The organism is Frankia sp. CoWAU3 (assembly GCF_977971855.1).
This window is the reverse complement of sequence record NZ_CDWWXB010000298.1, coordinates 1-1,813: the sequence shown is the minus strand read 5'-3', so window position 1 is coordinate 1,813 and position 1,813 is coordinate 1. Positions and strand designations below refer to the sequence as shown.

Sequence of the window (1,813 nt, the reverse complement as noted above, 5' to 3'; positions counted from 1 at the left end):
ATTTTTCGGATCAGTCCCGGTCGAGCAGGGCAAGACCGGCTTGAAGGTCACGAATGATCGTGCCGAGTTGGCCTGATGTGAGGAGCCCAGGCCCGAGAGGACCTGACCGATTCTCGCCGACAGGCGGGAGGGCTCGCAGGGCGGCCCGGACCTCCGCCGTCATGTGATCGAGCTGCCAGCGGATCTCGTCCTCGACGGCTCCTGGCCTGCCGGGCGCCGCCAGGCCGGCCGCTTTGGCCGCATACGCGGCGGCGCCCAGGGCATGCGCACCCATGTGGCAGATGGCTACGGCTTGACCGGCGGCTCGGGCAGCGGCAGCCGCCGCGGGAGCCTTCACATCACCGACAGCGACGCCACCCACGAATCGACGGCGGATCTCCTCGGCAGTGTTCAGCTCTCCCCGAGCGAACGCCCGGGTCCGGGCGATGGCAGCGCGAGGGCGGTCATCCTTTGGAGCTTCGGCCTCGAACAGCCCCAGAACCCGCTCTGCGCAATCGGCCGCCCATGCGGCGACAAGACGTCGGTCGGCTTCGCTGAGCGTCTGCGGAGATCCCACCACGCTGACTCTACATAGCTGATCAAGGCGCCGAGCGCCAACTCCCAGCGCGGGCACCTTGGCGGCAGCCGCCACCCTGAGTGACGAAGCGGCCCGCCAGTGGGCCGTCTGCATTGGCCGTCAATGGGCAGAGCCTGGTGGCCACTCACGGTCAGCGAACACCAGACCGTGTCATCGAATCAGGCCCGCCCTGGTCAGGACCTCGAACCAGGCCGACTTCACTGACAACGGACACCAGAACTCCCCGAACTAGAACCGCGTTCAGGAGGGGTGGGGCCAGTTCTCGTCCGTAGGTGGGGCCAGAGAAGAGGATCTGTCGCTGATCTTGCGATCGACCTGGCCCTCTCATGATCGTCTATTGGTATCGCACTGCGATGATCGGCCTGGTGTGACCTCCTTGACCTTGGGGTTTGGCTGCCGCATCTCGCGAACGTCCTGCTGGACGGGGTCGAGCGCGTCGCAGGCGAGCTGGGGCTTCGGGTGCGTGCGCGAGCCGAGCGGGTTGCCTGCCCGCGCTGCGCGACGGCCTCCTCGCGGATACGCGGGCATGGGGCTCGCCCTGTCCCCGGCCAAGACCCGGATCGTCCACCTCGCGGACGGGTTCGACTTCCTCGGCTTCCGCATCGTCTGGAAGCGGAAGCGAGGAACGGACAACTGGCACGTCTACCCCTTCATCGCCGACGAACCTGTCGCGTCGCTGAAACGGAAGATCAGATCACTGACCCGGAAGTTGTCGCATCTCGACTACAGAATCGCGCTGATCCGGATCAACCAGATCCCGCGCGGGTGGGCCGCTTACTTCCAGCACGCGGTCGCCAAGCACACCCTGGCCCGTCTGCACACCTTCGTCTGGTGGCGGATGATCCGCTGGGTGATGCACCGGCACCGCCGGAGCTGGACGGCCATCCGGCGATGGCTCCGGACTCCGCACGGAGGACGGAAAGACATCGAACTGGACGGGATGACGCTGTTCCACCTCGGCCAGGTGCCGATCACCCTCCACCTCGGCCAAGTGCCGATCACCCGCTACCGATACCGAGACGGCAACATCCCCACCCCCTGGCCGGATGCCCTGACAGGCCCAACCCCGACGGCATGATCGAGTGGAGAGCCCGGTGCCCGGAGACGGTGCGCCGTCTAACTCGGCGCCAGATCGCCCCCGCAGGGGGCAGAGGTTCGGGAGGAGGTTACCTCTGGGCCACCCGCCTGAGGTGAGGATTTCCGGTGTGGGCTGGGTCGGTTGCAGGCGTGGCTGAC

2 protein-coding genes are annotated in these 1,813 nt (G+C 67.0%); one reads left to right on the top strand and one right to left on the bottom strand.

The window, feature by feature from the left end:
* Window positions 1-10 precede the first annotated feature (10 nt).
* The gene (locus tag AC08ON_RS17470; protein WP_476617374.1) at window positions 11-670 is read right to left on the bottom strand and encodes a putative immunity protein; all 660 of its coding nucleotides are present in this window, start codon (window positions 668-670) and stop codon (window positions 11-13) included.
* Window positions 671-1,103: 433 nt separating this feature from the next.
* Here AC08ON_RS17470 and AC08ON_RS17465 point away from each other — a divergent pair, with 433 nt between their 5' ends.
* Window positions 1,104-1,655, top strand: coding sequence for a group II intron maturase-specific domain-containing protein (locus tag AC08ON_RS17465; RefSeq protein WP_476617373.1), 552 nt, complete (start codon window positions 1,104-1,106; stop codon window positions 1,653-1,655).
* The last annotated feature ends 158 nt before the right edge of the window (window positions 1,656-1,813 follow it).

What these genes read in the sequence shown, in the direction of transcription:
- AC08ON_RS17470 (WP_476617374.1), bottom strand. Translation starts at nt 670, where the DNA reads ATGCAGACGGCCCACTGGCGGGCCGCTTCGTCACTCAGGGTGGCGGCT.
- AC08ON_RS17465 (WP_476617373.1), top strand. Translation starts at nt 1,104, where the DNA reads ATGGGGCTCGCCCTGTCCCCGGCCAAGACCCGGATCGTCCACCTCGCG.